The 21,382-nt window shown below is 55.6% G+C and carries 20 protein-coding genes; 14 read left to right on the top strand and 6 right to left on the bottom strand.

Annotated elements, in window-relative coordinates; translation table 11 throughout:
* Positions 1 to 419: 419 nt before the first annotated feature.
* Both bamA and iraM read left to right on the top strand, forming a co-directional pair.
* Positions 420 to 2,843, top strand: a complete 2,424-nt coding sequence (bamA, locus tag ACKLKD_RS13090; RefSeq protein ID WP_087804909.1) for an outer membrane protein assembly factor BamA — start codon at positions 420 to 422, stop codon at positions 2,841 to 2,843.
* Between the two features lie 414 nt (positions 2,844 to 3,257).
* Entirely contained in the window at positions 3,258 to 3,611 is a 354-nt protein-coding gene (gene iraM, locus ACKLKD_RS13085; protein ID WP_025713525.1) for an anti-adapter protein IraM, read from the top strand.
* A gap of 38 nt (positions 3,612 to 3,649) precedes the next feature.
* Here the strand turns inward: iraM and ACKLKD_RS13080 are convergent, their stop codons facing one another.
* Genes ACKLKD_RS13080 through ACKLKD_RS13070 form a run of 3 tightly spaced genes read right to left on the bottom strand, consistent with a single transcriptional unit; the run spans position 3,650 to position 6,202 of the window.
* Positions 3,650 to 4,411, bottom strand: a complete 762-nt coding sequence (locus ACKLKD_RS13080; protein WP_025713524.1) for an inositol monophosphatase family protein — start codon at positions 4,409 to 4,411, stop codon at positions 3,650 to 3,652.
* Between the two features lie 10 nt (positions 4,412 to 4,421).
* Complete coding sequence (locus ACKLKD_RS13075; protein WP_025713523.1) at positions 4,422 to 5,435, bottom strand: LacI family DNA-binding transcriptional regulator; 1,014 nt, start codon at positions 5,433 to 5,435, stop codon at positions 4,422 to 4,424.
* Positions 5,432 to 6,202 carry an MBL fold metallo-hydrolase gene (locus ACKLKD_RS13070; protein ID WP_087804906.1) on the bottom strand — a complete coding sequence of 257 codons (771 nt, stop codon included), beginning with the start codon at positions 6,200 to 6,202 and terminating at the stop codon, positions 5,432 to 5,434. Before ACKLKD_RS13070 ends, ACKLKD_RS13075 begins: the two co-directional genes overlap by 4 nt.
* Positions 6,203 to 6,364: 162 nt before the next feature.
* On the opposite strand from ACKLKD_RS13070, the gene ACKLKD_RS13065 reads away from it, so the two are divergent.
* Genes ACKLKD_RS13065 through ACKLKD_RS13050 form a run of 4 tightly spaced genes read left to right on the top strand, consistent with a single transcriptional unit; the run spans position 6,365 to position 10,313 of the window.
* Positions 6,365 to 7,396, top strand: a complete 1,032-nt coding sequence (locus ACKLKD_RS13065) for an ABC transporter ATP-binding protein (RefSeq protein ID WP_087804904.1) — start codon at positions 6,365 to 6,367, stop codon at positions 7,394 to 7,396.
* Positions 7,397 to 7,425: 29 nt separating this feature from the next.
* Positions 7,426 to 8,565 (top strand): extracellular solute-binding protein, encoded by a 1,140-nt coding sequence (locus tag ACKLKD_RS13060; protein ID WP_087804902.1) that lies wholly within the window; start codon positions 7,426 to 7,428, stop codon positions 8,563 to 8,565.
* A gap of 60 nt (positions 8,566 to 8,625) precedes the next feature.
* On the top strand, positions 8,626 to 9,459 hold the full coding sequence (locus ACKLKD_RS13055; protein WP_025713519.1) for an ABC transporter permease: 834 nt from the start codon (positions 8,626 to 8,628) through the stop codon (positions 9,457 to 9,459).
* On the top strand, positions 9,456 to 10,313 hold the full coding sequence (locus tag ACKLKD_RS13050; RefSeq protein WP_087804900.1) for an ABC transporter permease: 858 nt from the start codon (positions 9,456 to 9,458) through the stop codon (positions 10,311 to 10,313). The genes ACKLKD_RS13055 and ACKLKD_RS13050 overlap by 4 nt, the downstream gene beginning before the upstream one ends.
* 46 nt (positions 10,314 to 10,359) lie before the next feature.
* On the opposite strand, the gene ACKLKD_RS13045 is transcribed toward ACKLKD_RS13050, so the two are convergent.
* Positions 10,360 to 10,638 (bottom strand): YjcB family protein, encoded by a 279-nt coding sequence (locus tag ACKLKD_RS13045; protein WP_025713517.1) that lies wholly within the window; start codon positions 10,636 to 10,638, stop codon positions 10,360 to 10,362.
* Between the two features lie 506 nt (positions 10,639 to 11,144).
* Here ACKLKD_RS13045 and ACKLKD_RS13040 point away from each other — a divergent pair.
* Positions 11,145 to 12,749 (top strand): EAL domain-containing protein, encoded by a 1,605-nt coding sequence (locus tag ACKLKD_RS13040; protein ID WP_025713516.1) that lies wholly within the window; start codon positions 11,145 to 11,147, stop codon positions 12,747 to 12,749.
* Here the strand turns inward: ACKLKD_RS13040 and soxS are convergent.
* Positions 12,734 to 13,063 carry a superoxide response transcriptional regulator SoxS gene (gene soxS, locus ACKLKD_RS13035; RefSeq protein ID WP_004151738.1) on the bottom strand — a complete coding sequence of 110 codons (330 nt, stop codon included), beginning with the start codon at positions 13,061 to 13,063 and terminating at the stop codon, positions 12,734 to 12,736. The genes ACKLKD_RS13040 and soxS overlap by 16 nt on opposite strands.
* Before the next feature lie 84 nt (positions 13,064 to 13,147).
* On the opposite strand from soxS, the gene soxR reads away from it, so the two are divergent.
* From soxR to ACKLKD_RS13015, 4 genes are all read left to right on the top strand, one after another.
* The gene (soxR, locus tag ACKLKD_RS13030) at positions 13,148 to 13,606 is read left to right on the top strand and encodes a redox-sensitive transcriptional activator SoxR (protein WP_004206331.1); all 459 of its coding nucleotides are present in this window, start codon (positions 13,148 to 13,150) and stop codon (positions 13,604 to 13,606) included.
* Positions 13,607 to 13,865: 259 nt separating this feature from the next.
* Positions 13,866 to 14,534: a glutathione S-transferase family protein gene (locus ACKLKD_RS13025; protein ID WP_025713515.1), complete on the top strand. Its 669-nt coding sequence runs from the start codon at positions 13,866 to 13,868 to the stop codon at positions 14,532 to 14,534.
* A 390-nt stretch (positions 14,535 to 14,924) separates the two neighbouring features.
* Positions 14,925 to 16,274 carry an NCS2 family permease gene (locus ACKLKD_RS13020; RefSeq protein WP_025713514.1) on the top strand — a complete coding sequence of 450 codons (1,350 nt, stop codon included), beginning with the start codon at positions 14,925 to 14,927 and terminating at the stop codon, positions 16,272 to 16,274.
* A gap of 147 nt (positions 16,275 to 16,421) precedes the next feature.
* On the top strand, positions 16,422 to 18,068 hold the full coding sequence (locus ACKLKD_RS13015; RefSeq protein WP_004206334.1) for a Na+/H+ antiporter: 1,647 nt from the start codon (positions 16,422 to 16,424) through the stop codon (positions 18,066 to 18,068).
* A 162-nt stretch (positions 18,069 to 18,230) separates the two neighbouring features.
* Here ACKLKD_RS13015 and ACKLKD_RS13010 read toward each other — a convergent pair whose 3' ends face one another.
* The gene (locus ACKLKD_RS13010; protein ID WP_025713513.1) at positions 18,231 to 19,112 is read right to left on the bottom strand and encodes a LysR family transcriptional regulator; all 882 of its coding nucleotides are present in this window, start codon (positions 19,110 to 19,112) and stop codon (positions 18,231 to 18,233) included.
* Between the two features lie 104 nt (positions 19,113 to 19,216).
* On the opposite strand from ACKLKD_RS13010, the gene ACKLKD_RS13005 reads away from it, so the two are divergent.
* From ACKLKD_RS13005 to ACKLKD_RS12995, 3 genes are all read left to right on the top strand, one after another.
* Complete coding sequence (locus tag ACKLKD_RS13005; RefSeq protein ID WP_025713512.1) at positions 19,217 to 19,624, top strand: CidA/LrgA family protein; 408 nt, start codon at positions 19,217 to 19,219, stop codon at positions 19,622 to 19,624.
* Positions 19,621 to 20,310, top strand: coding sequence for an LrgB family protein (locus tag ACKLKD_RS13000; protein ID WP_025713511.1), 690 nt, complete (start codon positions 19,621 to 19,623; stop codon positions 20,308 to 20,310). The genes ACKLKD_RS13005 and ACKLKD_RS13000 overlap by 4 nt, the downstream gene beginning before the upstream one ends.
* A gap of 510 nt (positions 20,311 to 20,820) precedes the next feature.
* Positions 20,821 to 21,378 carry a fimbrial protein gene (locus tag ACKLKD_RS12995; protein WP_165931844.1) on the top strand — a complete coding sequence of 186 codons (558 nt, stop codon included), beginning with the start codon at positions 20,821 to 20,823 and terminating at the stop codon, positions 21,376 to 21,378.
* Positions 21,379 to 21,382: the final 4 nt, after the last annotated feature.

The raw sequence follows: 21,382 nt of genomic DNA, 5'->3' as shown, positions 1-21,382 counted from the left end.
ATGTTGTGATGTCGATTGCATAATTTATTCAATTTCTCTTCATTAAATCTGCTGGGTTGCAGGTTATTTTTCTCCCTGTTCCTGGTGATCCCAGAGAGCATCATTCCTAACGAGATCCTTCCCCCTTTCCATTAATAAGAAAGGGGGCTTTTTATTAATAAAAACGTTCAGGTAAATCTAAATATAGTCCTGGTGTTGGCCATTAGAACCATGGGTTTCAGAAAAAGTTCCATCATTAAATATATTTTTAAAGATGCTTTAACATCCATTTTTTCTCCATTTTGTCGCCATAATTGCATGTAATTCTGCGCCTCGCTCAGGTTATTTTCTGTCGCATATTTTAGATATGCACCCTGAACAAATAAGCTCAACGCCAGCAGAACACTGCTATTGCTCATTCTCTCGTAGACGACACATTCATGTTAAAAAAGACCCATATCATCAACGGATTATTGATTGCCCCCTTAACGTTGTACGCCGCAACATCTTATCAAGTTGATGATATCCGCTTTGAAGGGCTGCAGCGCGTGACCGTCGGGGCGGCGCTATTAAGTATGCCGTTGCACGCGGGAGATGCGGTGACGCCAGAGGACGTCAGCGAGGCAGTGCGCGCGCTGTATGCGAGCGGCAATTTCGAGAACGTGCAGATCCTGCGCGATGGTAAAACGCTGGTGGTGCAGGTTAAGGAGAGGCCCACTATCGCCAGCGTCAGTTTTTCCGGAAATAAGTCGGTGAAGGATGATGCGCTAAAGGAAAATCTCGCCGCGACCGGTATTTCTGTCGGTAGCGCACTGGACAGAAATTCGCTTAGCGAAATAGAAAAGGGTTTGCAGGATTTCTATTACAGCGCGGGGAAATACAGTGCGCAGGTTCACGCAGTAGTGACGCCGTTACCGCGTAATCGTGTTGACTTAACGTTCGTCTTTCAGGAAGGCGTATCGGCGAAAATCGCACAAATTAATATTATCGGCAACCAGGCGTTTCGGGAAGAGACGCTCGTGGACCAGCTACAGCTACGTGATAATGTGCCGTGGTGGAACGTGGTAGCGGATAAAAAATACCAGAAACAGAAGCTGGAAGCCGATCTGGAAACGCTGCGCAGTTTTTATCTCGATCGCGGTTATGCGCGCTTTGCTATTCAGTCCACGCAGGTCAGTATGACGCCCGATAAAAAATCCCTGTACATCACCATTACCCTCAATGAAGGCGAACGTTATCGGGTTGACCGAACTCAGGTGACAGGCGACCTGGCGCAGCATGGGCCGGAGATCGAGGCCCTTTCCCGGCCGCTGGCGGGGGCATGGTACAGCGGGGCGCAAATCACCACCGTAGAAAATGAGATCAAAAAACGTTTCGGTAAGTATGGTTATGCCTGGCCGCAGGTGACGACCACGCCGGAAATCGATGATGCGCATCACCGCGTGACGCTGCATATTCAGGTCAACGCCGGTCGCCGCTACTCGGTACGCCAGATCCGCTTTTCCGGTAACGACACCTCCCGGGACGCGGTGCTGCGTCGCGAAATGCGCCAAATGGAAGGGGCGTGGCTTAACAACGAAAAAGTCGAGCAAGGGAAAGTACGTCTTGATCGAACGGGTTTTTTTGAGAACGTTGAACAGGAGATCGTTCCGGTCAATGGGACGGCGGATCAGGTCGATGTGGTCTACAAGGTGAAGGAGCGCAACACCGGCTCATTCAACGTGGGCCTGGGATTTGGTACGGACAGCGGCGTGAGCTATCAGCTCGGCGTGACGCAGGATAACTGGCTGGGAACGGGCAATAGCGTCAGCTTCAACGGGACGCGCAACAGCTACCAGTCTTATCTTGAACTGGGGGCGACGAACCCGTGGTTTACCGTCGATGGCATCAGCCTGGGCGGAAAGATTTTTTATAACAGTTATGATGCTTCCGACGCGGATGCCGGGAGCTACAACCAGCAGAGCTATGGCTTAGGCAGTACGCTGGGGTTTCCCATTAGTGAAAATAACTCCCTGAACCTGGGACTGGATTATGTTCATAATCGCCTGACTAATATGGATCCGGAGCTGACGACCTGGCGCTACCTCAGCTCACGGGGAATCGAGCCCAGCGTGGTGACGAAAGATGGCGACAGCGGCGCAAAATATAGCGCCAACGATTATTTTGTGAGTCTTGGATGGGGCTACAACGATCTCGATCGCGGCTTCTTCCCGCGCGCGGGAAACAAGAGCAGCCTGAGCGGCAAAGTGACCCTCCCCGGTTCGGATAATAGCTACTACAAACTTTCCTTTGACACCGCCCAATATCTGCCGCTGAGCGAGAACAAGCGCTGGGTCTGGATGGAACGCCTGCGCGCAGGCTATGCCGGCGGGTTAGACGGTAAAAGTGTGCCGTTCTACGATAACTTTTACGCCGGCGGTTCGTCGTCGGTGCGCGGCTTCTCTTCTAACACCATTGGGCCTAAAGCGGCCTATTATCGCTGCAATGGTAGCGAAAGCAGCTATAGCGCCTGCCCGCTGGACGCCTCGTCTGATGCGGTCGGTGGGAATGCCATGGCGGTGCTGAACAGCGAATTTATTATTCCAACCCCCTTTGTGAATGACAAATATGCCGATAGTCTGCGAACCTCGCTGTTTGTTGATGCAGGAACGGTCTGGAGCACATCCTGGCAGAATACCGCGCAGACGCTGGCGGCAGGGATCCCTGATTACGGCGATCCGAGTCATATTCGTCTCTCCGCGGGGATTGCCGTGCAGTGGATGTCTCCCCTCGGTCCCCTGGTCTTCTCGTGGGCGGAGCCGTTTAAAAAGTACGATGGTGATAAAGCAGAACAGTTTCAGTTTAATATCGGCAAAACCTGGTAGGGCCCCAGCGCGGCCTGCTGGCCTCGTCGGTCTATTGATGTACGACGAGGCAAACGCGCAATAAATAGCTGGCTGCCGTCTTCCTCTCTGCCTGCGAAAGCGCGGGTCACGCTCAGTGCTACATCATCTGATACCAATGTCTGAGGTCTCATCCAGAGGGACTAAGACGTTTTGTCAATTATGTTTATATTATCTTATTTTTTATTATATTTTCTTTTCATGGGTTAATTTGTTTATTTTTTTATAGGTGCTAATCATTAATCTTCCGGGTAAGAAAAAAGGTTACCAATAATGGATTATCCTATTGGGAATTGTCTTAAATCACATAATTATCAGGGAGGCTTGCGATTTATGATAATGAATGCTATCACTATATGCGATAATAATTCGTAGCCTCTGTTATAAGGAAGGAATATGAAATGGACGATACTTAATACTCTAATCTGTCCGCAATCCGGTATCGCCTTCTCGGCAATTTCCAGTCTGCGTTTCTTAAAATTTATCATGTGGTACGAGGCAGATGTGATCCTCCTGCCCGGTGAGTCGATAAGACTCTATTCCTCGAGAGTTTTAATTAATGACCGGTATCATTCATTAAAAATCTACAATATTACGGTGTACGACGAGGCGCAGTGGGAAAAATTACGCGAGCGGCCGTCGTGTCCGTATCATGCCGGCGGCGAGCGATCTGACTCCTGTTTTTACCAGTCCTTTTGCACGATTAAGCGTTGCCCGAATAATATTCCCCGCGGCGAGCCCTGGCGTTAGCCGATGAAAGCCGCCGGTCAGCCGCCGGCGGCGCGGCGTTATTTCGCCAGCAGGGCGGCCAGTCGCGGCTGAACACTTGTGCAGCCAGCCAGCACAAGGTTGCCTTGCCGCAGGCCCTCATCGGCGAGAAACGCATTGCATGTTCCGCCCGCCTCCTCAATCAACAACATACCCGCCAGCGCGTCCCAGCTGTTCATATGGGCTTCATAATAGGCATGGAGCTGACCGGCGGCGACATGCGCCAGCATCAGGGCGCCTGCGCCAAAACGGCGATACTCCAGGCCGGCGTCGAGCAGGGTGTCGATGGCCCGGGCGTAGTCGCTGGCCGGGGCCCGGCTGGAGCGCCCCATGCCGATCACCACCGCGTCGGGATCCGGCTCGCGTAGCGTCAGGCGCCGACCGTTGAGATACGCGCCTTCGCCGCGGGCGGCGAAGAAAAATTCATCGCGATCGGGGGCGTAGATGATGCCAAGCGTCAGTTCGCCCCGGCATACTCGCGCCAGCGAGATACACCAGTAATCCATGCCAAGGATAAAGTTGGTGGTGCCATCGACGGGATCCAGCACCCAGACGGTCTGGTCGTCACCTGCGAAACCGCTCTCTTCACCGAGGAAACCCTCCTGCGGAAAGTGCGCTTTCAGCCAGCCCTTAATCTCTTGTTCTACCGCGAGATCCGCTTGCGACACAAAGTCCTGGCGCGATTTTTTATCGACCTGCAATCCCGCATCGCGCAACGCCTGGGCGTGGGCGCCAGCCCGGCGAATCAAGGCGCATAATGACTCTCGTTGTGTTTCCGTCATGGTCCTGCTCTCAGATAACAAAGGGCGACGTGCGCCGGTGAATTAACGTCACCTCCACCCAGGTGGTGCGTGAAGGCTGTAAAGGATCGGCGGCGCGCTCCAGCAGTCGGGCGAGCGCCTGGCGAGAGATCGCCGCGACATCCTGATGTAGCGTGGTGAGCTGGTAGCTATATTGCGCGGTTGGCGGCGTGTTATCAAAACCAATCAGCTGGAAATCCTCAGGCGCCTCTCTGCCGCGCTGGCGCATCCCATCGAGAAAGCCGCAGGCAAGCTGGGCGTTGGCGCAGAAGATCCCCTCCAGCGCCTCGTCGGCGAGCGCCGCGGCCTGCAACCCGCCCGCGTAACCTTCTTCCGGGCAGGCGAGGATCGCCAGATCGCGTTCGACGTTCACTCCGCGCGCCTGCAGCGCCAGGCTGAACGCTTCCCCGCGCATGCGCCCGGCCCAGGTGGAAGGAGAGTGGTTGAGCCAGCCAAACCGCTGGCAGCCGCTGTGCAACAGCTGGTCGGCCGCCAGTTCGGCGCCGGCGGCGTTGTCAGAACAGACGTAGTCCACCCCGCGGCTTGTCGGCTGGCGATTAATGCCCACGACCGGAATATGCTGCTGGACGCACTCGTTCACCAGCGCCTCCGGCGGCTGGCCGGAGGTGACGATAACCCCGGAGACGCGAAACTGCGTGAAACGGCGCAGGGTGTGTGCCAGATCCTGCTCGCTACGGATCTCGCTCACCAGCGCCTGAAAGCCCTGGCGCTGGATCTCGTTGAGCAGCGCATCAAGCAGAGCGCTGCGAAAAGGATCGCTGATACGCGAGACGATCACGCCGATTAAGTGGCTGCGCTGGCGATTAAGTCCCTGGGCAAGAAAGTTAACCTGGTAGCCCAGCTCCTCGGCGGCGCGTAGCACCCGCTCCCGGGCGTGGGAAGAGATGCTGCCGTTGTTGCTCAGCGCCCTGGACACCACCGCCCGGGAGACGCCCGCTCGCCGGGCAACGTCCTGAGCGGTAACGCTGGGTTTACGTGGGCTCATAGGATCTGCGCCTTGTCAGTGAGCGTGGGACGCGGCAGCGTAAAGTGGTCCCCATCCTGCGATACAAATAATCCCTGCCATGGCTGACAGACCTGCTTCAGCGCCGCCAGAGAAGCATCCTCACAGTGATAGAGCCCCAGTGCCGGGAGCTGCAGCGTTCTGAACAGCATCAGACAGGAGGGAAAGTCGCCATGCGAGGCATCGTCGTCCAGGACTGTCACCGAGGCACACTCCTGAAAGGCCAGCCCGGCGCCGGCCATCAGCGCCATCGAGTCGGCGGTCGGCCGCCCGTCGCCGCTGTAAAACAGGGTCTGTCCGGCAATAGTGATGCGGATGGCGCGATTGCTCAGCTCGTGCTGCGTGGCAGCGGTGCGGATCTGCCAGTCCCGCCACGTCCAGGCGTCACGGCATGCCTGCCAGTCGATGGTGAATCCGAGGTCCGCCTGAGGCCAGTTCGCCAGCGCGGCCAGCTGCATGAGCACCGGCTGCTGCGCGGGCTGGCAGTAGATAATTAGCGGCTTCTGTCGGGAGCCACTTTTCCAGTAATTCAGCAGCGCCGTCAGGCCGGTACAGTGATCCGGATGAACGTGGGTGAAGTAGATTGCATCGATATCATCGACTCCGCCGCCGCGCTGCCACAGCGCGCGGGGAACGGTGGGGCCGCAGTCGATTAACCACTGTTTGTTGTCCGCGTCGATCACCCGCAGCGCGGAGGTATTTTGTGTGCAGGAAAAGGCGCTCCCGCAGCCAAGCACATCGATTTTCATTGACCCTCGCCAAAAATTTTTGCCGCTTAATTAAATTGTCATAAATACCCGACAAAGTAGGCTCACATCATGTCGAGTTAACGTTGCATTTTTTTTACCGCTAAATGAACACGTGTTCATCCTGATAAAAAATATCTGCAGCAGCGCTTCCAGGTAGCCAATATGAGTTATTTACAGATTTCCGGCCTTAAAATTAGTTATGGCGATAATGTAGTTTTACATAATATCGATCTGGCGGTTGAACAGGGGGAGATGATTGCCCTGCTGGGCCCGTCGGGATGCGGAAAAACCACCCTGCTGAACGCGCTCTGCGGCTTTATTCCAGTGCAAAGCGGCGAGATAGCTATTGCCAGTCGAACGATCACCCACCTTGCGCCAGAGCAGCGCAATATCACCATGGTGTTTCAAAGCTACGCCCTGTGGCCGCACCTGACGGTAGCGCGCAATATCGGCTATGGCCTGAAGCTGCGCAAATGGCGCGGGGCAGATATCGCGCGGCGAGTGGCGGAGCTGTTGCGAATAGTGAACCTTGAAGGGCTTGGCGAAGTGAAAGTCACCGAACTGTCGGGCGGCCAGCGGCAGCGGGTGGCACTGGCGAGAGCCCTGGCCATAGAGCCCCAGGTACTGGTGCTGGATGAGCCGTTATCTAATCTGGATGCCAAAGTGCGCCTGAATGTGCGCCATGAAATTAAATCCCTGCAAAAGAAACTGGGCTTTACGTCATTAATTGTTACCCACGATCAGCAGGAAGCCTTAGTGATGGCGGATCGTATTGCGGTATTAAATCAGGGGCGAATTGAGCAAACTGGCACCCCGGAACAAATATATCAGCGCCCCGCGACGCCTTTCGTCGCGGATTTTATGGGGGCCGATAATAAAATAACCTCCGGTGAATTATCCGCTGCCGCAATATCCGGTTTATCCGCCGTGCAGCAGGGTGAAAAAGTTATTTATTTTCGCAGCGCCGATGCCGCGCTCGTTGAATTAACGCAGCCCGCGCCGCAGGGAGGACTCGCTCTGGAGGGCGTGGTGGAGCAAAGCGCGTTTCTGGGCAATCTGTATCGCCACAGCGTGCGCTGCCATGACCGCCTGCTGCTGGCCGATGCCGGGCAGTGCTGGCCGACGAAAAGCCGCGTCCGACTCCACGTGCCAACGCCGGCTCTGCATATTTTTCCTTTACCACCATCACCGTGACATCAGTATGTTTATTCTGGGGACAGTCCATGTTTACTAAAACGAAAGCAGCGATCGTAACGACCCTCTTCCTGAGCGTTGGCGCACAGGCCGACACCATTCTCAACGTCGCCACCGCGGGCGATCAGAATATGGTGGATTATGTAAAAACCTGGCTGGGGCCAAAATTTGAAGCCGCTCATCCCGGCGTCAAGGTGCGGGTGATTGGTACCGGCCCCGGCGACGCCGGGTCGAATAAAATTAGCGAGAAGCTAACGGCCCAGCAGGAGAGCGGTGCTCAGCAGTGGGATATCGACGTCGCGGTAGTACACCAGAAGGCGGGCGGGGAGCAGGTGGAAAAGGGATTACTGCAAAAATACCGTCAGGATATTCAGACCGGCGGCATGGTGAGTTCGCCGAGCGCCACCCAGGCGCTGGGGGTTAACGTCGACGGGTACGTGATGCCGATGTTTTTAAGCCAGACCGCCATCGCCTGGAACAGCGATCTGGTCAGTACCCCGCCGGCGTCGTATGACGAGCTGGTGGCCTGGACGCAGAAACACCCGCAGGCTTTTGGCTATAACGGCATCAAGAACGGCATGTCCGGCGTCAGCTTTGTGGTGGGCTGGATCTACGCCTACGGGACCGACGCCCAGCGTCTCTCGGCCGCGCCTTATGATAAAAGCGTCGAAAAGAGCTGGCAGCAGGCCTATGAGAAGCTGAAGGCGTTCAATAAAAACGTCACCTTCACCCCGGGCAATGCCGGCACGCTCGACATGCTGAGCCGGGGCGAAATCGCCATGGGCCCGGTGTGGGTCGATATGTTCTATAGCTGGAAAGATCAGGGCAAGCTGCCGCCGTCGATCAAGCTTGCTTTACTGGCGCCGGGCATGCCGGGTCAGCCGATGTATTACGTCATCCCGGCGAAGGCGGCGAACCCGCAGCTGGCGCGCGACTTCATCGCGCTGGCCACCAGTCCGGAGGTGCAGGCGCAGGGGATCGTCAAGCAGTTTAACTGGTATCCGGGCATCGACGCCGGGCAGGTGAAGCCGAAGCTGGATGCGGCGACCTGGCAAAAGCTGTTTGCCGAAATCTCGCCGGAAGCGCTGGCGAAGTATGGCAAAAGCTTCCCGATCGCTCCTTATTTTGACGATATCAAAGAGGGTTACGAAAGCCAGGTGGCCAACTAACTTCTTCTCGCGCCCGGGTTGTTGGTCCGGGCGCTTTCTTGCGCTGACGCCAGGTACATTATGTCCAGTTCATTAAAATATCTGCTGCTGGTTGCCCCGGCGGCGCTGATGATCGCGATCCTGTTTTTGTATCCGCTGGGGTTCTCGCTGGTCTCAGCATTTACCGCGCCGGGACAGCCGTTTACCCTCGATCACTTCCGCAAGGTCTATGCGCTTTACGCCAGCGATGTGCTCTTTTCGCTGATTATCGTGCTGATCTCGGTGGCGCTGTTAGCGCTGATCGCCATTACCCTGTCGGCCGTTATTGCGCTCTCGCCTTGCCGGCCGGTTGTCCGCCTGCTGGGTTTTTTGTATCGCTTACCGCTGTTTATTCCCTTTATTGTTGTCGCCCAGATGATGCGCACTTTTCTCGCCAAAAATGGCCTGATGAACAATGCGCTGGTGGCGGCCGATCTGGTCGCGCCGCTGGAGACGCTCTCCTGGTTAGGATGGAAAGGAATAGTGATCACCTTTGTCTGGAAACAACTGGCCTTTGCCACGCTGCTGATCTGCGGGGCGATGGCGGCGCTGGAGTCGTCGCAGATCCTCGCCGCACGGAATCTTGGCGCCTCCCGGCCGCGGATCCTGTTCGATATCATGCTGCCGCAGGTTCTGCCGACCATCGGCGTGGCGCTGGTGCTGTCGACGGTGACCATGATGTCGGTGCTATCGGTACCGTTGATGATCGGCGTAGGCACCCCGACGATGCTAACCGTGGATATGGCGTTTCGCGTTAATTCCTACGGTGATTACGCGGTGGCGAATGCGCTTGGCGTGGTGTCGCTGGCGATCTGCGGTGCGCTGTCGTGGTTTTACCTGCGCCACAGCCTGCAGCAAAAAGGCGGTGAATCATGAAAGCGATGAGCCTCGCCTCCTCACCGACATGGTGGGTGAAAGGACGCCGTAAAGTGCGCGCCAGCCCGGTGCTGCAGACCCTGCTGCTGTTGTTTATGCTGCTGGCGATGTTTGGTCCGCTGCTGAACCTGTTGATCTGGACCGTAGCGGAAAGCTGGTATTTTCCCCATCCTCTGCCCAGCCAGTGGGGTCTGAAGTACTGGTATCAGGTCTTCAATCCGTACAGCGATGTCTCCAGCTCGCTGTTAACCAGCGTGCTGATCGCTCTGCTATCGGTGGGGGTCTGTTTGCTGATTTCCGTACCTGCCGGCTATGCGCTTTCCCGGCGGAAAATGCCGCTACGGGTGCTGTTTATGCTGTTGTTTCTCATCCCGCAGGCCTTTCCCAATCTGACGGTATACATGAACATTGCCCGTTTGTTTTATCAGTGGGGATTGAACGGCAGTATCGCGGGGGTGGTTTTGGTGCATAGCGTGCACGGCCTGATGTACTCGGTGTGGATTTGTGTAGCAGCCTTTTCGTCTATCGACCCGCTGTTGGCGCGGGCATCGCGTAACCTTGGCGCCGGGCCGGTGTATACCTTCTGGCACATTGTGCTGCCGCAGGCGGCGCCGGGGATCGTTGCCGCCAGCATCTTTGTTTTTCTGGAGTCGCTGGATGAGTTTACCGGCACCTTTTTCGTCGGCGCGCCGGATATCACTACGCTGCCGCTACTGCTCTATAACGCCAGCATGTCGGGTAACTATCAGGTATCGTCGATTACCGCGCTGATTTTGCTGGTGCCGTCGCTGCTCTTTATGGCGGTGATCCATAAATTTATGCGTCCGGAGATGATGGCAAAACTGGGGAAGTAGGGCGTATAAAAAACGAAAAAGCTTCCCGGTGGGAAGCTTTTTACGCTCAGGTCATCATCATTGGCCATTCTGGCGGCGTCTGACTCATGACTTCAATCATCACATCTTTGATATTGCCCCAGATTTTGGCAATATCGAGCAGGGTGATGCCCAGCAAACCGGTGGCGAACCAGCAGGCGGCGGCCAGGCCGAGGCAGCTACAGATCACCGCCAGACCGGCATAATCGCTTTTGCGAAGCTGAATATTCAGTGAGCTGGCGAGAAACATCAGTACTGCGCTCACCAGGGGCCAGCGCAATAAAACAACACTGGTAGTAATGGCCATTTACCTATCCTCAAAGAAAGTCGGGGAGCCATAGATGACCTGGCGCGACTGACGATGGCATAGCGCTCTGGTCTCAACTGGCAAACGAGAGAGTGATGAAACGTCATTTCTGTTTCATCAACTTGTGTGAACTATATCACACTTGTCGCTTTATTCACCAGTCAAAAAATGAGCTTTCGCTGCGCTTAATAAGCCTGTTATTTGTGTGGATATCATTCCGTAAAGTCCGGATCCTTATTTTCTTCTCTTGCTAATGATTATTATTCTGCGGGTTTTATTACCTGTTCCTGTTTATTACACGGAGAAACCGAGTCAGATACGCGTCTATTCTTAATCTGACGAGAATATCTTTCGAATAGCGGATAAATAAGTATTATTCAACACCACCAGCTGGAAAGCTGACGCCCTGAAGGGCTGGCAGATATCTGCTGATGTCTATCGCAGTCGCGATTGCTAACGTGTTCGGGCTACCTTAATTAAGGCATATCGCATGGATGTAAGCGTAAATGGGTGACAGTGCGCCGCATAAGGCGCTAAGACTCGTCGGAATGGGGTTGGTTATTTTATTGCCGGTGGTGCTGGCACTGTGGTTTGCCCAGATCCGGGCGAAAGCCGAAACCATTGATCAATTACACTCATTTTCGCAACTGGCGCTGCAAAAAACGGAAATGGTCATCCGGGAAGCGGATCAGGCACGGGCAAAAGCCAGCGAGTATCGTGGTGAACTGTGTTCAGCGGATCACCAGCGTTATTTACTGCATATCGTGCGCGGTCTGCTGTATGTGGAAGATCTGATCTACGCCAATGGCCAGCGCTTTATCTGCTCGACGTCCGTTCACCCAGAGACCGGCTGGCGGATGCCGGCAGCGAATTACACCAAAAAGCCGGACGTGGCGATTTATTACTATCGGGATACGCCGTTTTACCCGGGCTTTGCCATGAACTATATGCAGAAGGGGCCCTATGTGGTGGTGGTCAACCCCTACTCGTATAGCTCAGTGATCGCCAGCGATCGCGATTTGGCCTATGGCGTTTTCGATACTAAAACTAACCTCTTTTTCTCGCTGAGTAATAATGTTGAGCCCGCAGAACTCCAGAGGCTAATTCGCGAAGGCGATACCTTTTTTCATCAACATGGTCGGGTTTACACGATTGCCCGCTCCGCTATCCGGCCGATCGCGGTCATCATGTCTACCTCGCGGGCCAGCTACTACCACAACTTCTGTAACCAGGTCAGCCTGACGCTGCCGCTGGGGATCATTTGCAGTATTTTGCTGGTGTTGGTGTGGACACGTACCCGTCGGCAGTATCATTCGCCGCGCAATATGCTGCAGCGGGCTCTGAGCTGTCGCCAGTTGCGCCTGCACTACCAGCCGATTATCGATATTAAAAATAACCGCTGCGTCGGCGCGGAAGCGCTGCTGCGCTGGCCGGGGTTTGACGGCCCGGTGATGAATCCGGCGGAGTTTATCCCGCTGGCGGAAAATGAAGGCATGATCGCCCAGATCACGGACTATGTGGTGGACGAACTGTTTTATGAAATGGGGGAGTTTCTGGCCAGCCATCCGCAGCTGTACGTGGCGATCAATCTCTCTGCTTCAGATTTCCATTCGGCGCGGCTCATTTCACAGATTAGTGAGAAAGCGCAAAGCTATGCGGTGTGCATTGGGCAGATCAAAATCGAAGTGACCGAGCGCGGGTTTATCGACGTGGCGAAAACCACGCCGGTGATCCAGGCGTTCCGCGAAGCTGGCTACGAAATTGCGATCGATGATTTCGGCACCGGCTACTCCAATCTGCATAATCTGCATGCCCTGAACGTCGATATCCTCAAAATCGATAAAACCTTCGTGGATACGCTGACCACCAACAACACCAGCCATCTGATCGCAGAACACATCATCGAGATGGCGCGCGGGCTGCGTTTAAAGACTATCGCGGAGGGGGTGGAGACGCCGGAGCAGGTAAGCTGGCTCTCCAGGCGCGGCGTGCAGTTTTGCCAGGGCTGGCTGTTTGCGAAAGCGATGCCGGCGCGGGAGTTTATGCACTGGTTAGCCAATGCTCCCACGCCGATGAGCGTGCCTCAGCCGCCGCGTCACGCGGAGATCTGATGACGGTAGTCGCTGGGGGTACGGTCGAATTCCCGGCGGAACACCCGGGAGAAGGTTTGCTGCGAGACATAGCCCAGATCCATCGCGATATCAAAGATCGGCCGCTGGGTGGTGCGCAGCGCTTCCGCCGCCAGCAGCAGGCGGCGCTGACGAATGTAATCCCCCAGCGTCTGATGCATCACGGTGCGGAACATCCGCTGCAGATACCACTTCGAGTATCCTGACTTTCTGGCGACTATATCAATGTTAAGTGGTTGATCGATATGTTCATCAATCCATTCAATCAGTGTTTGAATAATATCCTGATGGGACATAAAGCGGCCTCTCTCAATTCTCGATTCGTCGTTTTGTCTGCGGGCGAGTATAATTCCTCAAGTTAACTTGAGGTAAAGCGCTTTATGGAAAAGAAATCACCCCGCATCAAAATGCTACTGACGCCCGGGGAAGTGGCAAAACGAACCGGCGTGGCGGTCTCGGCTCTCCATTTCTATGAGAGTAAAGGGCTGATCCACAGTCAGCGCAATGCCGGTAATCAGCGGCGCTACCGGCGCGATGTCCTGCGCGCGGTGGCGATTATCAAAATTGCGCAACGCATCGGCATCCCGCTGGCGACCATCGGCGACGCGTTTGGCGTACTGCCGGAAGGGCACAATCTCAGCGCAAAAGAGTGGAAGATGCTGTCATCGCAGTGGCGTGAGGAGCTGGACCGGCGGATTCACACCCTGACGGCGCTGCGCGATCAGCTTGACGGTTGCATCGGCTGCGGCTGTTTATCACGGCGCGACTGCCCGCTGCGCAACCCGGGCGATAAGCTGGGGGAAGAGGGGACCGGCGCCCGTCTGCTGGAAGAGGAGTAATAAAACTAAAGCGCCACAACTGGGCGCTTTAGTTGTTTTCCGGTCTTGGTCTTTCGCATTATCTCGCTGGTTCACGAGAGGGTTTCCCCCGACGTCGACGTCCCTCAGTATTGCGCAATCTGTTGATGGAGGTTCCGGTTTGCGTCGACACCTTAACTATGGCAGCTGCTGCCATTTTTTCCTCCCTGTTTTGCCGAAATTTTCCCGGCAATGAGCGCTTGTTCCTATAGTTAATTTGAACAAACCACGGGAGAGGCCCATGCTGACGGTACATCATCTTAATCAATCACGATCGCAACGCGTCCTGTGGGCACTGGAAGAGCTGCAGCTGCCTTATCAGATAGTCCGCTATCAGCGAGAAAAGTCGATGCTGGCGCCGGCGGCGCTGAAGAAAATCCATCCGTTGGGGAAATCGCCGGTGCTGGAAGACAACGGCTATGTGCTGGCGGAGTCCGGGGCCATACTCGAGTATTTGCAGGAGACCTGGGACAGCGGTGGGCTGCTCAAGCCGCAGGCGATAGAGGACAAACTGCAGTACCGCTTCTGGTTGCACTATGCCGAAGGCTCGCTGATGCCGCTGCTGTTAATGAAGCTGGTGTTCGCCAGTCTGGGTAAACCCCCTGTGCCCTTTGGCGTCCGCTCGCTAGGCTCGCTATTGGGCAAGGGCATTCAGAAAGCGTGGCTGGATCCCCAGCTGGCCACCCATGCGCGGTTTATTGACGACCATCTTGCCACGCGGCCATGGTTTGCCGGCGAGCGCCTGAGTATGGCCGATATTCAGATGAGCTTCCCGGTGATGGCGCTGTTAGCCCGCGGCGGTATGCATGATCTTGTGCATATCGAGGCCTGGCGACAGCGAGTGGAACAGCGACCTGCCTGGCAACGGGCCATCGAGCGTGGCGGCCCCTTTTCTTTACCCGGTGCCTGAGGTATTAGCGGATCCGATGACCCGGCTAAATGAAAGCAACTCACTAAAAAATTGTTAGCGGATTGCGCATAGACGATAACGTTTGCGCATCTGCTGGTTATTTTCTGTTCGTCATAAGCGAAATTTAGCGAAATACGATAAACATCGGTTGAAAAGGGTTATCTAAAGGCCGGATAATCGTTTGCCTTTCTGTTTTGCTCCCTCTTTTTTCTGCTATCCAGAGGGAGGAGATAAGGTTGACACACCGTAGTGTATGCGCGGAGTTAAACGTTTGCTTTTTTGCAGCCCCCCTGGCGCTGCGATTCGGTACAAGGAGATCGCGTTTAACTGGCAGTGGAGGGTCCACCACGCATACCCACGAACGATAAAAATTTTCAGGGGAAGTTTTCTATGTCTACGCCTTCAGCGCGTACCGGCGGTTCATTAGACGCCTGGTTTAAAATTTCTGCGCGCGGCAGCACCGTGCGTCAGGAGATTGTTGCAGGTCTTACTACCTTTCTGGCGATGGTGTATTCCGTCATCGTGGTGCCGGGCATGCTCGGTAAAGCGGGCTTTCCGCCGGCCGCGGTATTTGTTTCCACCTGTCTGGTGGCGGGCATTGGCTCGCTGGCGATGGGGCTGTGGGCGAATCTGCCGATGGCCATTGGCTGCGCTATCTCGTTGACTGCCTTTACCGCCTTCAGCCTGGTGCTGGGGCAGCACATCAGTATTCCGGTGGCCCTCGGCGCGGTATTCCTGATGGGTGTCCTGTTTACGGTGATCTCGGCAACCGGCATCCGCAGCTGGATCTTGCGCAATCTGCCGCAGGGCGTGGCCCACGGTACCGGGATCGGGATTGGCCTGTTTCTGCTGCTGATCGCCGCCAACGGCGTTGGCCTGGTGATCAAAAACCCGCTGGACGGTCTGCCGGTGGCGCTGGGCAAATTTGCCAGCTTCCCGGTGGTGATGACGCTGATTGGCCTCGCGGTGATCATCGGTCTGGAAAAAATGAAAGTACCAGGCGGTATTCTGCTGACCATTATCGGCGTGTCGATTGTCGGCCTGATTTTCGATCCCAACGTCCATTTCTCCGGTATTTTCGCCATGCCATCCCTGAGCGATGATAAAGGCAACTCGCTGATTGGCAGCCTCGATATCGTCGGCGCGCTGAATCCGGTTGTGCTGCCCAGCGTGCTGGCGCTGGTGATGACGGCGGTCTTTGACGCCACCGGTACCATCCGCGCGGTGGCCGGCCAGGCGAACCTGCTGGACAAAGACGGACAGATCATCAACGGCGGTAAAGCGTTGACCACCGACTCCCTGAGCAGCGTCTTCTCCGGTTTAGTTGGCGCGGCGCCAGCGGCGGTGTATATCGAATCGGCGGCGGGTACCGCGGCCGGCGGTAAAACCGGTCTGACCGCGGTGACGGTCGGTGTCCTGTTCCTGCTGATCCTGTTCCTCTCCCCGCTCTCTTATCTGGTACCGGCCTACGCGACCGCGCCGGCGCTGATGTACGTCGGCCTGCTGATGTTGAGCAACGTGGCAAAAATCGATTTCAACGACTTCGTTGACGCGATGGCTGGCCTGATCACCGCGGTGTTTATCGTGCTGACCTGTAACATCGTGACCGGCATCATGATCGGTTTCGCTACCCTGGTGATTGGCCGTCTGGTCTCCGGCGAGTGGCGCAAGCTGAACCTCGGTACGGTAATTATCGCCGTGGCGCTGGTGGCGTTTTACGCGGGCGGTTGGGCGATTTAAACCCTTCGTGCTCCTCACGGGCGGCTCAGGCCGCCCGTTTTATTTTTAAGCCACATCCTGTTTCCATTTGCGTTAATCTGGGTAGCGTATGATTCACAGGCACGACGCCTCACAGGTATAAAAGAAAACGCAGCAAACAGGGAACACATGGAAATATTCTTTACCATCCTCATCATGACCCTCGTGGTCTCACTGTCCGGGGTAGTGACACGTGTACTGCCCTTTCAGGTTCCACTCCCACTGATGCAAATCGCCATTGGCGCGCTTCTGGCATGGCCGACCTTCGGTTTGCACGTTGAATTTGATCCAGAGCTGTTTCTGGTCCTGTTTATCCCGCCGCTGCTGTTCGCCGACGGCTGGAAAACGCCGACCCGTGAATTTATTGAACACGGGCGGGAGATCCTTGGTCTGGCGCTGGCGCTGGTGGTCGTGACGGTGGTCGGCATCGGCTTTCTGATCTACTGGATTGTGCCTGGCATTCCGCTGATCCCGGCGTTCGCGCTGGCGGCCGTACTCTCGCCGACCGATGCCGTGGCGCTCTCCGGCATCGTCGGGGAAGGGCGGATACCGAAAAAAATCATGGGTATTCTGCAGGGCGAGGCGTTAATGAACGATGCCTCTGGCCTGGTCTCACTCAAGTTTGCCGTCGCGGTGGCGATGGGCACCATGGTCTTCACCGTTGGCGGCGCGACCGTAGAGTTTCTGAAGGTGGCGATCGGCGGCGTGCTGGCCGGGTTTGTGGTGAGCTGGTCGTATGGCCGCTCGATGCGTTTCCTCAGCCGCTGGGGTGGGGATGAACCCGCCACGCAGATTGTCCTGCTGTTCCTGCTGCCGTTTGCCTCCTATCTGATTGCCGAACATATCGGTGTCTCCGGTATCCTGGCGGCGGTGGCGGCGGGGATGACCATCACCCGTTCCGGCGTGATGCGTACCGCGCCGCTGGCCATGCGTCTGCGCGCCAACAGCACCTGGGCGATGCTGGAATTTGTCTTTAACGGCATGGTCTTCCTGCTGTTGGGCCTGCAGCTGCCGGATATCCTCTCCAGCTCGCTGGTGGCGGCGGAAGCCGACCCCAACGTCGAGACCTGGATGCTGTTTACCGACATTATCCTGATCTATGCCGCGCTGATGCTGGTGCGTTTTGGCTGGCTGTGGTCGATGCGTAAGCTCAGCCAGCGCTTCCTGAAGAAGAAGCCGATGGAGTTTGGCTCCTGGACTACCCGTGAGCTGTTGATCTCCTCTGTTGCCGGGGTGCGCGGGGCGATTACCCTCGCCGGTGTGCTCTCAATTCCGCTGCTGCTGCCGGACGGAAATGTCTTCCCGGCACGCTATGAGCTGATTTTCCTCGCCGCCGGCGTGATCCTCTTCTCGCTGTTCGTCGGGGTGATAGCGCTGCCGATCCTGCTGCGTCACATTGAGTCGAGCGACAATGTGCAGCAGCGGAAAGAGGAGCGGCTGGCGCGCGCGGCAACGGCAGACGTGGCGATTGTGGCGATCCAGAAGATGGAAGAGCGCCTGGCGGCGGATACCAAAGAGAATATCGATAATCAGCTGCTGACCGAAGTCAGTTCGCGGGTGATTGGTAACCTGCGCCGGCGCGCCGATGGCCGTAACGACGTGGAGACCTCTATGCTCGAAGAGAGCCTGGAGCGCCGCTTCCGTCTGGCGGCCCTGCGCTCTGAGCGCGGCGAGCTGTATCATCTGCGCGCCACCCGGCAGATCAGCAACGAGACGCTGCAGAAGCTGCTGCACGACCTCGACCTGCTGGAAGCGCTGTTAATCGAAGATCAATAACCTGTAATCCGGATAGCGCGACGCTTATTCGGACTACTGGCGAGACCGCAGTAAATGTGTAGCCCCGGTAAGCGTTAGCGCGACCGGGGAAAACCCGGGCAGCGGCGCAAGCGCCTGACCCGGGCTACCCATTCCTCTGCGGAACGCGTTGTCACCAGGGAATTATTCCAGCCAGAACGCTTTGCTGCATGCCAGCCAGGCCTCAGCGCTGCGCGACATATACACGCCTTCCCGCCAAATCATCCCCAGCTCCCAGCGCAGCTCGCTTTGCAACGGGATCCAGCAAAAATTCTGCGGGTCGAGACGCTGGCAAATCGGTTCCGGCAGGATTGCCACGCCAATACCGGCCTGCACCATCGCGGCGAGAAAATCCCACTGGCCGCTGCGCACGGCGATACGTGGCTTCACGTCATGCTCGGCAAACAGGCGCATCAACTGCTGGCTAAGAGCAAACTCTTCGTTATAGATAACCAGCGGATGCGCCGCCAGCGCAGCCGGTGAAAGCGAGGTTATTCCTTCCCATGACGCGGTCCTTGGCGTCAGGACGCACAGTGGGTGGTTGAATAACGGCAGTGTGGTGAGGTGGCTACCCTCTTCGATGGGCAGGGCGGTCATTGCCATATCCAGCTCGCCATTGCTGACCGCCTGCTGGACCGTCAGGCCGCCAAACTCGGCGATCTTCAGCTCGACGCCGGGGTAGCGCTGGCGGAAGCGGCTGATTGGCTCGGCCATCAGCGTCCCGACCATCGGCGGAATGCCAAGCCGCAGCACCCCTTTATGCAGATGGTTGATATCGCTCAGCTCTGACTCCAGTTGACTGAACTCATCCAGGATCGCCTGGCCACGTTCAAAGACCACGCGTCCAGTATCGGTGAGCAGCAGTTTACGGCCATCGCGGATCAGCAGCGTGCAGTTCAGCTCATCTTCGAGATTTTTGAGCATTTTGCTGATGGTGGGCTGCGTGACAAACAGCTTTTCCGCCGCGCGAGTAAAACTCTGCTGACGAACCACTTCAACAAAATAGCGCAGCGTTCGGATATCCATAATTATTCCCTGAGACTATACCTGCGATGATTTTAATTCATTTCTGTCCGCTTCGGCGGCTCTCTATACTGCACGCCTGACTTCTTTTTTCAGGATTATCGCTCATGGCCTTCGCGCCAGCTCGCGTTGCCCCCGCCGTGGCGCAACGTCTTCAGATCCCGCTGCAGGTGCTGCTTTACGTCGGGCTATTCATCTTCGCGCAATATCTGGTCAACAGGTGGCAGGTGCCGCTACCGGCTAACCTGGTGGGCATGGTGATGCTCTTGCTGCTGATCGTGTGTCGGGTGATCCCCCTGAACTGGGTGCGGGCCGGTGCCCGCTGGCTGCTGGCGGAGATGTTGCTGTTCTTCGTCCCGGCGGTGGTGGCGGTGGTCAATTATGCTCAGTTGTTGATGGTTGACGGCTGGCGTATTTTTCTGGTGATTGCCTTAAGCACGTTGATGGTGCTCGGCACCACGGCCTGGGTCGTTGACAAGGTCTATCGTTACGAAGTGAGCAGGATTAAAAAATGAGCGATGCCCTGCTGAGTATCCTGTGTCTGGTGGCGACGCTGGGCCTCTATTACGCAAATAAAAAGTTGTATCGCCGTTTTCATAAACTGCCGCTGATGCCGCTGGTGTTCACACCGATCCTGCTGGTGGCGATCCTGGTGATTGGCCATATTTCCTATCAGAGCTATATGGGAGAGAACCATTGGCTGCTGTGGCTGTTGGGCCCGGCGACCATCGCCTTTGCTGTGCCGGTTTATGAGAATGTCGCGGTGATAAAACGCCACTGGATGTCGCTCAGCGCCGGGGTGGTGACGGCGGTGGTGGTGGCCGTCACCAGTTCTGTGTGGCTGGCGCGCGGATTGATGTTGTCCGATGAAATTCAGCGTAGCCTGGCGGTGCGCTCGGTGACCACGCCTTTTGCGCTGGCGGCGGCGAAACCGCTGGGAGGCCAGCCCGATCTGGTGGCGCTGTTTGTGGTGATCACCGGCGTGTTTGGCATGGCGGTGGGGGATATGCTGTTTTTACGCCTTGCGATCCGGGAAGGGATGGCGAAAGGTGCTGGTTTCGGTGCGGCTTCCCATGGCGCGGGGACGGCGCGCTCCTATGAGCTTGGCCAGCAAGAGGGCGTGGTGGCCAGCCTGGTCATGATGCTGTCAGGTGTAGTGGTGGTGCTGGCCGCGCCGTTAGTGCGCTGGCTGCTGTTTTAACATTATCGCCAGAGTGAATGTTAAGAAATATTGAGGAGGGGAATAGCTATCGGCTATTCCCTTTTTTTGTTATTGATGCATTTAACGGTTCATCATAAAGGATTAAGCCAATTCTTATATCTGCATTGATTTTGTAACTAAATGTTTCCGTGTGGCGATGAATTTAATTACGGGATAAATATTATATAAATATCCAATTATCTTTGCGAATTTTATAACTTTTTATCCGTTTGATTTTTATGGGGTTTCATATAACCACCCGTACGTTGCGATGCTATCTCGTAAAAAATCAATTTTTACATTAATAATTGAGTTCTTACCGCATGCTAGTTATTATTTTTACGCGAGCTTGTATTATTGAATGGATTCAAATGCTGGTCGTTTATTTATGAATAATATTAATTGTCATAAACCATATGTCATGTAAATACATGCATGACGCCGCGCTGCTTGAATTTCATTCTCTAATATCGCTGCATAAAGCAATTGACGGACTGATTGTCGTTTATAATGGATATGGGAATAAATATGAAGATGAGTAAAAAATTTCTGGCGGGTGCCCTGATTTTCTCTGCCTGCAGCGTGCTGTCTACCGTTGCTCAGGCTGATAACACCATTACCTTTAATGGTGTTGTTTCCGATACGACCTGTACGGCGACCATTGATGGCGGCGTAACGGCTATTGATATGGGCACCACCTCAGTGGCGGATCTGAAAGCGTATACCTTCGGCGCTGCTAAGAACTTCTCCTTTAGCTTAGCCGATTGCCCGACCGCGGAAGAAGGTGGCAACAGTATCGCACGCGTCACTTTTGGCGGTGTTTCTGATACCGCGAACAGCGATTATTTTAAAAACCAGGCGACTGATGAGCCGGCAACCGGCGTCGCTGTGGCCCTTTTCGACGAAGCGGGCAACGTGATGAAGAATAACGAAGAGGGTTCGGATGTTGATATCTCTTCGGGTGCCGCAACCATTCCGTTCACCGTTAAAATGGTGAAATCGGGTGATGCCGATCCGACGAAAGGTACCGTTCAGACAACCGTAACTTATAACGTGACCTATCATTAATTCG

Origin of the sequence: Klebsiella sp. 10982, from assembly GCF_048589245.1 — a bacterium.
Taxonomy (GTDB): Bacteria; Pseudomonadota; Gammaproteobacteria; order Enterobacterales; family Enterobacteriaceae; genus Klebsiella; species Klebsiella quasivariicola.
The sequence above is the reverse complement of the archived record's forward strand: the minus strand, read 5'-3'. Positions and strand labels throughout refer to the sequence as shown.

Excerpts from the sequence above, each read along its gene's own strand:
- bamA (WP_087804909.1), top strand. The coding sequence starts at position 420 with ATGTTAAAAAAGACCCATATCATCAACGGATTATTGATTGCCCCCTTA.
- iraM (WP_025713525.1), top strand. The coding sequence starts at position 3,258 with ATGAAATGGACGATACTTAATACTCTAATCTGTCCGCAATCCGGTATC.
- ACKLKD_RS13080 (WP_025713524.1), bottom strand. The coding sequence starts at position 4,411 with ATGACGGAAACACAACGAGAGTCATTATGCGCCTTGATTCGCCGGGCT.
- ACKLKD_RS13075 (WP_025713523.1), bottom strand. The coding sequence starts at position 5,435 with ATGAGCCCACGTAAACCCAGCGTTACCGCTCAGGACGTTGCCCGGCGA.
- ACKLKD_RS13070 (WP_087804906.1), bottom strand. The coding sequence starts at position 6,202 with ATGAAAATCGATGTGCTTGGCTGCGGGAGCGCCTTTTCCTGCACACAA.
- ACKLKD_RS13065 (WP_087804904.1), top strand. The coding sequence starts at position 6,365 with ATGAGTTATTTACAGATTTCCGGCCTTAAAATTAGTTATGGCGATAAT.
- ACKLKD_RS13060 (WP_087804902.1), top strand. The coding sequence starts at position 7,426 with ATGTTTACTAAAACGAAAGCAGCGATCGTAACGACCCTCTTCCTGAGC.
- ACKLKD_RS13055 (WP_025713519.1), top strand. The coding sequence starts at position 8,626 with ATGTCCAGTTCATTAAAATATCTGCTGCTGGTTGCCCCGGCGGCGCTG.
- ACKLKD_RS13050 (WP_087804900.1), top strand. The coding sequence starts at position 9,456 with ATGAAAGCGATGAGCCTCGCCTCCTCACCGACATGGTGGGTGAAAGGA.
- ACKLKD_RS13045 (WP_025713517.1), bottom strand. The coding sequence starts at position 10,638 with ATGGCCATTACTACCAGTGTTGTTTTATTGCGCTGGCCCCTGGTGAGC.
- ACKLKD_RS13040 (WP_025713516.1), top strand. The coding sequence starts at position 11,145 with ATGGGTGACAGTGCGCCGCATAAGGCGCTAAGACTCGTCGGAATGGGG.
- soxS (WP_004151738.1), bottom strand. The coding sequence starts at position 13,063 with ATGTCCCATCAGGATATTATTCAAACACTGATTGAATGGATTGATGAA.
- soxR (WP_004206331.1), top strand. The coding sequence starts at position 13,148 with ATGGAAAAGAAATCACCCCGCATCAAAATGCTACTGACGCCCGGGGAA.
- ACKLKD_RS13025 (WP_025713515.1), top strand. The coding sequence starts at position 13,866 with ATGCTGACGGTACATCATCTTAATCAATCACGATCGCAACGCGTCCTG.
- ACKLKD_RS13020 (WP_025713514.1), top strand. The coding sequence starts at position 14,925 with ATGTCTACGCCTTCAGCGCGTACCGGCGGTTCATTAGACGCCTGGTTT.
- ACKLKD_RS13015 (WP_004206334.1), top strand. The coding sequence starts at position 16,422 with ATGGAAATATTCTTTACCATCCTCATCATGACCCTCGTGGTCTCACTG.
- ACKLKD_RS13010 (WP_025713513.1), bottom strand. The coding sequence starts at position 19,112 with ATGGATATCCGAACGCTGCGCTATTTTGTTGAAGTGGTTCGTCAGCAG.
- ACKLKD_RS13005 (WP_025713512.1), top strand. The coding sequence starts at position 19,217 with ATGGCCTTCGCGCCAGCTCGCGTTGCCCCCGCCGTGGCGCAACGTCTT.
- ACKLKD_RS13000 (WP_025713511.1), top strand. The coding sequence starts at position 19,621 with ATGAGCGATGCCCTGCTGAGTATCCTGTGTCTGGTGGCGACGCTGGGC.
- ACKLKD_RS12995 (WP_165931844.1), top strand. The coding sequence starts at position 20,821 with ATGGATATGGGAATAAATATGAAGATGAGTAAAAAATTTCTGGCGGGT.